The sequence below is a fragment of the Mesorhizobium sp. WSM3866 genome, assembly GCF_002294795.1.
In the GTDB taxonomy this organism is placed as follows: Bacteria; Pseudomonadota; Alphaproteobacteria; order Rhizobiales; family Rhizobiaceae; genus Mesorhizobium.
In genome coordinates, this window is sequence record NZ_NSGC01000013.1 from 133,204 (window position 1) to 140,911 (window position 7,708).

Below are 7,708 nucleotides of genomic sequence, written 5' to 3' on the forward strand. Positions count from 1 at the left end.
GACAAGGGTTCACGCTTTCTTGCGAAGGCGCAAAAGGTGTGAATTCCAAGCCCGGTCTATTTCAGACAATTGGATTGTGGCCCCTTTACGAGCGTTTCAGAACTTCATTCCAATTTTAGTTTTGTCGTCTAGGTTAGCGTAATGCCGGCGTATGAAACGCAGATGTCAGGAGGGATCGCGCCAGGGCGCGGGCTTCCGCGCGCCCTGCTTTTGGCGCTCGTCTGCGCGGCCATGCTCGCCGGCGAAGCGCGGCCGGCGGCTGCTTTCGAGATTTTCGGCATCAAGCTTTGGGGCTCGTCCAAGGACGAGGATGCCGACATCATCGATCCGCTGCGCTATTCGGTGACCATGGACGCTCCCGATGCCGACAAGGATCTGGTCAAGAAACTGAAAGATGCCTCGGCGCTCAAAAATGACGAGGAGCATCCGGTATCAGGGTCGCTCGGCTTGATGGCCAAGGCGCGCAGCGACCGCGAGCAACTGGTTGCCGCCCTTTATGCCGACGCCCGCTACGAGGGCGTGGTCACCATCACCATAGAGGGCAAGTCCATCGACGAACTGCCGCCGGACGCCGAATTCAAGGGGCCGCAGCCCATTCCGGTGGTCGTCAGCATCGCCGCCGGGCCGAAATTCACCCTCGGCGACATCAGACTGAAAGGCGACGCGGCCGGCCTGGCGAGCGCCGATTTCGGCCTGATCGCGGGCGGCGACGCCAGTTCGGGTGCCGTGCTCAAGGCCGAAGCGGCGATCGTGCGAGCGCTCAAGGAAGAGGGCAGACCGCTAGCCCAGGTGACGGATCGCGAGATCGTCGCAGACCATGACACCTCAACGCTCGACGTGACACTGACGGTCGCGGCCGGCCCGGTCGCCGGCTATGGCGACACCACCGTCGAGGGTACCGAAAAGGTCGATCGCGACTTCACCGAATACATGACCGACCTAAAGCGGGGCCAGCAATATTCGCCGCAAGAAATTGACGATGCCCGCGATGGGCTGCTCGGGCTCGAAGTCTTCAACAGCGTGACCATCAAGGAGGGCGAGAGCCTCGACGCTCAAGGCAACATTCCGATCGACGTCCAGGTGAGCGAGCGCAAGCCGCGCTTTTTCGGCGTCGGCGGCACGTTTTCGAACACGGAAGGACTGGGGCTCGAAGGCTATTGGGGCCACCGCAACCTGTTCGGCCAGGCGGAGAAGCTGCGCATCGACGGCTCCATCAGCGGCATCGGCAGCAACAGCATTTCCGCGCTCAACTACAATGCCGGCATCATGTTCGAGAAGCCGGGGGTGCTCGGGCCGACATCGAAGTTCTTCACCGGCGTCAAGACCGTGTTGGAGCACCCCGACGCCTATGACCATTTCTCGGTCAAGGGCGACGTTGGAGTCTCCTACGACCTCGACAAGAGGCAGCGGGTCTCGGCCGAATTCGACCTCGACTACTCGAGGATCACCGACGCCTTCGGCAAGCACACCTATCTGATCGCCAGCATTCCGCTGCAATATGTCTATGACAGCCGCGACAACAAGCTCAACCCGACCAGGGGTTTCCGGGCGCTCGCCTATGCCGAGCCGAGCTACGACATTCTGAACGGCGCGACCTTCCTCAAGTTGAAGGGCGAAGGCTCGGCTTACCAGTCGCTCGATACGGCGAGCAGATTCGTCCTCGCCGAACGCGCCACGCTCGGCTCGATCGTTGGCACCGGGCTGCAGAATGTTCCGGCCGACAGGCGCTTCTATTCCGGCGGCGGCGGCTCGGTGCGCGGCTATGCCTATCAAGGTATCGGCCCGAAGGACACCGACGGCCAGCCGATCGGCGGCCTGTCCCTGTTCGAGACCTCGGTCGAGATGCGCATGGCCGTCACCGACACGATCGGCATCGTTCCGTTCGTCGATGCCGGCACGGTCTCGACCAAATCCTTCCCCGATTTCTCCGACGTCAAGGTCGGCGCCGGCGTCGGTCTGCGCTATCTTACGCCATTCGGGCCGCTGCGCATCGACGCCGCCGTGCCGCTCAACCGCGATCCGGGCGATCCGCATTTCGGCCTCTATGCCGGCATCGGTCAGGCGTTCTGATGATGAGGATATTCTGGCGCATCCTTCGTATCTGCCTCTACACGCTGCTCCTGTTGCTGGTGGTGGCGATCGGCGCGCTCGCCGTGCTGACCGGCACCGAAGGCGGCCGTCAGAATCTCGCCGGTCTGATCTCGAAGCTGGCCTCGACCGAGGACCGCAAGATCACCGTCAGCGGTATCGAAGGCATCTGGTCCGGTCAGCTCAGGCTCGATCATGTCGTGCTGGAGGATCGCACGGGGCCCTGGCTGGTGGCGCGCAAGGTGGCGCTCGACTGGTCGCCGACGGCGCTTTTGTCGCGCAACTTCAGCGCCGATCGCATCGAAGCCGAGCGCATCGAGTTGGCGCGGCTGCCACGAGCCGGCCAACAGCCGTCGCAAGGCGCATCGAACAGTCTGCCGGTCTCGATCGACGTCAAAGAGATCGAGCTGCCGGAGATCGCGCTCGGGCAAGAGCTCGCCGGCAGCGGGATTGCCGAACTTGCCGCCAAGGGTTCGCTCAAGGCCGATCCATCGCCGCTGGCGATCGACACGGTGCTCAAAGTCGCCCGCCGCGACGGCAAGCAGGGCAATGTCGACGCCAAGGTCCGTTTCGCGCCGGCCGACAACAAGCTTGACCTCGATCTCAAGGCGTCGGAGCCGGCCGGCGGCATCATCGCCAATTTGCTCAAGCTCCCCGATGCGCCCCCCGTTGATATCGTCGTCTCCGGCACGGGGCCGCTCGCCAATTGGAACGGCATCGGCACGTTCGTTGTCGATCGTCAGATCGTCGCCCAGCTCACCGGCCGCCATCAGTTGAGCGACAAGGGCCACTATATCGAGGCCAAAGGCGACGGCGAATTCGAGCGCTTCCTGCCGGAGAAGTTCAAGTCGCTGTTTGCCGGCAAAACGAATTTCGACGTGGCCGGGACGGCGACCACGACAGGCGGGATCGATATCGAGCGCGCAATTGTAGAGAGCGGCGCCGTGCACGGAACGGCCACCGGCAATGTCGACCCGAAGGGCGCCAGCGATCTTGCCGTCGAGCTCTCAGCCAAAGACAAGCCCGTCACCATCGACGTCGGCACCAGCGCGGTGCCGATCCTGGTCGCGGTCGAGAAGGCGACCGCACGCGCCTTTGGCGACGGCAAGGCGCCGATAGTCGACATCGGCACCTCGTTGGCCTCGATCGCCGTCGGCGGCACGCAGCTCAACAATGTGACGGGACAGGTCCATTCCGACGGCTTCGACGTCGCGACCCGCACCGGGCCGGTCAATGTCAAGCTCGCGGCCGCCGGCCTGAAGACCGACGTGGCGACCCTGGCGCCGCTGGTGACGGGCAAGCTAGCCGCTGATCTCGCCGGTTCGATCAGCCGCGACACCGTCACCGTCGACCAGGGCACGTTGCGCAGCGATGCGCTCAATGCCGCGCTGACCGCCGGCGTCTCGCTCGCCGACCTGTCGATGACGCTGAAGATGAACGCCGACGCCGTATCGAAGGCGCTGCCGCCGCAGATCAGCTCGCTGCTTGGCGAACGGGTGAAATTCTCGGCTACCGCGACCCGCGATCCGGAAGGCGCTTTCGCGGCCAACGAGCTGGAACTCACCTCCGGCTCGCTCAGCGCCAGCGGCACCGCCAGCGCGCAAGGCTCGGATATCAAGGCAAACGTCAAGGGAACGCTGGGCGATGTATCGGCGCTGTCGTCGCTGGCGGGCACGCCGCTTGCCGGCGGGGTCAATTTCGCGCTGACCGCCAGCGGTCCGCGCTGGGCGCCGGATTTCTCGGTGTCGGCCGACAGCGCCAGCCTGACGGCGGCCGGCCGCACGGTGAAGGACATCAAGCTCTCGGCGAAGGGCAAAGCCGACATCGCCAACCCCTCGGCCGATATCTCGCTGACGGGCAGCGTCGAGGAGCAGCCGCTCGACATCGAGGCGTCGTTGGTGACCGCCGCCGGCAAGCGCGCGATCAAGGGCCTCAGCCTTGCACTGGGCGACAACAAGGTTTCGGGCGACCTCGCGCTCGACGACCAGTTCCTGCCGGTTGGCACGCTGACGCTGGCCGTTCCCGATGTCGGCCCGCTGGCGGCGCTAGGCCAGACGGCAACCGGCGATATCAACGGCACGATCGCCTTCGCCAAGGATGGCGCGGCTCCGAACCTCACCATCAATGCGGCTAGCACATCGATCGCGCGCGGCGAAGTGGCGGCGAAAGCGATCACCGTCAATGCGCTGATCGCCAATTATCTCAAGGGACCGGCAATATCGGGCACGATCAAGGCCGACAGCGTCACTTCCGGCAAGACAGTGGTCAGCGGTATCGGCATCGACCTGAGGCGCGACGGCGACTGGACCAATTTTTCCGGCGGCGCGACGGCATCCGGCATTCCGGCCACCGCGACCGGGCGCGTGAAGATCGCCGACGGCAAGACCAGCGTCGAGATCGCGTCCGGCGAAGCGACCCTGCGCGGCATCAAGGCGGCGATCGCCGAGCCGTCGCGCCTCGCAATTGCCAACGGCGTCGCCAGCGTCGAGAAGCTTGCGCTCAATCTCGGCGGCGGCTCGGCGACCATTTCCGGCAGCGCCGGCCAGATCCTCGACCTGACGGCCAATTTCGCCAGCCTGCCTGCGGCGCTCGCCAATGATTTCGTGCCGGGCCTGGATGCCGCCGGAACGCTGGAAGGCACGGCACACCTCACGGGTCCGTCGGCCAATCCCGATATCGAGTTCGACGCCAAGCTTGCCGGCGCCGAGACCAGCCAGACCCGCCAGGCCGGACTTGGGCCGCTCAATCTGGATGCCGCCGGCAGCTACGGTCTGGCGAGCGGCCTGGCCCTGGACCATGCAACGCTTTCGGGCGACAAGATTTCCGGCAACGCCGCCGGCAGCTTGAATCCGAACGGCGTCAGCGATTTTTCGCTCGATCTGACGTCATCCGGACCCAGCCTGCCGTTGACGATCGGCAGCGCCGAAAGCCCGGTCAAGATCGAGGTCCAGTCATTGTCGGCAAAGATAGCCGGCCAAAGCACGCAGGCCCGCCTCGAGGCTTCCGCCATCCTGCCTTCGGTTGCCGCCAGCCAGGTGAATGTGGACGGCCTTGCCGTTGCGCTGCATTCGGATGCGTTCGATCTCAAGGGGCGGGCAGGCCCGGTCTCCGGGACGGTGTCGATCGACAGGATCGGCCTGGACAATCCGATGATCGCGCCGTTGGTTGCCGGCAAGGTTACGGCCGAGGTCAATGGCCGTTTGACGAGCGACGCCGTTGCCGTCAACAGCGGCTCGCTCAAGAGCGATGCGCTCAACAGCCAGGTCGCCGGCCGCATGTCGCTGCGCGACGGCGCCGTCGACCTCAATGTGAACGCCAATGTCGCTTCTTCCGCTTTGCCGGCGGCGGTGCGCGGCATGTTGGGCGAGAGCGCGCAATTGAGCGCCGCGCTGAAACGCGACGCCAACGGCAACGTCAATGTCTCCGGCTTGAAGCTCAACTCGGGCGCGCTGAGCGCCGACGGGCAGGCGAGCCTTGCCGACAAAAAGCTTGCCGCCGACATCAGGGGGGCGTTGAGCGACGTTTCGCTGCTGTCGAAAGACGCCAAGGGCGCCATCGCTTTTGGCCTGAATGCGCAAGGTCCGATTATGGCGCCCGACCTCTCGCTGACGGTGAACAGCGACAGGCTGTCCGTGGCGGCGCGCGAGATCACCGGACTGAAGCTCACCGCGACAGGCAAGGCGGATGCCGCCAATCCGGCGGCCGATGTGCAACTGACCGGCAATGTCGCCGGACAGCCGCTGCAGGGCAATGCCGTGCTTGCCACCGCCGCCGGCAAGCGCGCGATCAACGGGCTTCTGCTGTCGCTCGGTCCGAACAAGATCTCCGGCGACCTCGCGCTCGACGATCAATTCCTGCCAGTTGGCACGCTGACGCTGGCCGTTCCCGATGTCGGCCCGCTGGCGGCGCTAGGCGGCCAGACGGCAACCGGCGATATCAACGGCACGATCGCCTTCGTCAAGGATGGCGCGGCTCCGAACCTCACCATCAATGCGGCCAGCACATCGATCGCGCGCGGCGAACTGGCGGCGAAGGCGATCACCGTCAATGCGCTGATCGCCAACTATCTCAAGGGACCGGCAATATCGGGCACGATCAAGGCCGACAGCGTCACTTCCGGCAAGACGGTGGTCAGCGGTATCGGCATCGACCTGAAGCGCGACGGCGACTGGACCAATTTTTCCGGCGGCGCGACGGCATCCGGAATTCCGGCCACCGCGACCGGGCGCGTGAAGATCGCCGACGGCAAGACCAGCGTCGAGATCGCGTCCGGCGAAGCGACCCTGCGCGGCATCAAGGCGGCGATCGCCGAGCCGTCGCGCCTCGCAATCGCCAACGGCGTCGCCAGCGTCGAGAAGCTTGCGCTCAATCTCGGCGGCGGCTCGGCGACCATTTCCGGCAGCGCCGGCCAGATCCTCGACCTGACGGCCAATTTCGCCGGCCTGCCTGCGGCGCTCGCCAATGATTTCGTGCCGGGCCTCGATGCTGCCGGAACGCTGGAAGGCACGGCACATGTTACGGGCCCGTCGGCCAATCCCGATATCGAGTTCGACGCCAAGCTTGCCGGCGCCGAGACCAGCCAGACCCGCCAGGCCGGACTTGGGCCGCTCAATCTGGATGCCGCCGGCAGCTACGGTCTGGCGAGCGGCCTGGCCCTGGACCATGCAACGCTTTCGGGCGACAAGATTTCCGGCAACGCCGCCGGCAGCTTGAATCCGAACGGCGTCAGCGATTTTTCGCTCGATCTGACGTCATCCGGACCCAGCCTGCCGTTGACGATCGGCAGCGCCGAAAGCCCGGTCAAGATCGAGGTCCAGTCATTGTCGGCAAAGATAGCCGGCCAAAGCACGCAGGCCCGCCTCGAGGCTTCCGCCATCCTGCCTTCGGTTGCCGCCAGCCAGGTGAATGTGGACGGCCTTGCCGTTGCGCTGCATTCGGATGCGTTCGATCTCAAGGGGCGGGCAGGCCCGGTCTCCGGGACGGTGTCGATCGACAGGATCGGCCTGGACAATCCGATGATCGCGCCGTTGGTTGCCGGCAAGGTCACGGCCGAGGTCAATGGCCGTTTGACGAGCGACGCCGTTGCCGTCAACAGCGGCTCGCTCAAGAGCGATGCGCTCAACAGCCAGGTCGCCGGCCGCATGTCGCTGCGCGACGGCGCCGTCGACCTCAATGTGAACGCCAATGTCGCTTCTTCCGCCTTGCCGGCGGCGGTGCGCGGCATGTTGGGCGAGAGCGCGCAATTGAGCGCCGCGCTGAAACGCGACGCCAACGGCAACGTCAATGTCTCCGGCTTGAAGCTCAACTCGGGCGCGCTGAGCGCCGACGGGCAGGCGAGCCTTGCCGACAACAAGCTTGCCGCCGACATCAGGGGGGCGTTGAGCGACGTTTCGCTGCTGTCGAAAGACGCCAAGGGCGCCATCGCTTTTGGCCTGAATGCGCAAGGTCCGATTATGGCGCCCGACCTCTCGCTGACGGTGAACAGCGACAGGCTGTCCGTGGCGGCGCGCGAGATCACCGGACTGAAGCTCACCGCGACAGGCAAGGCGGATGCCGCCAATCCGGCGGCCGATGTGCAACTGACCGGCAATGTCGCCGGACAGCCGCTGCAGGGCAATGC

General features: G+C 65.3%; 2 protein-coding genes. Both read left to right on the forward strand.

Annotated elements, in window-relative coordinates; all coding sequences use genetic code 11:
* The first annotated feature begins 141 nt into the window (after positions 1–141).
* Positions 142–2,070: an autotransporter assembly complex family protein gene (locus tag CK222_RS25585; protein ID WP_095802335.1), complete on the forward strand. Its 1,929-nt coding sequence runs from the start codon at positions 142–144 to the stop codon at positions 2,068–2,070.
* A partial coding sequence (locus CK222_RS25590; RefSeq protein WP_176477738.1) for a translocation/assembly module TamB occupies positions 2,070–7,708 on the forward strand: 5,639 nt, incomplete at its 3' end. The genes CK222_RS25585 and CK222_RS25590, both read left to right, overlap by 1 nt.

What these genes read in the sequence shown, in the direction of transcription:
- CK222_RS25585 (WP_095802335.1), top strand. Translation starts at nt 142, where the DNA reads ATGCCGGCGTATGAAACGCAGATGTCAGGAGGGATCGCGCCAGGGCGC.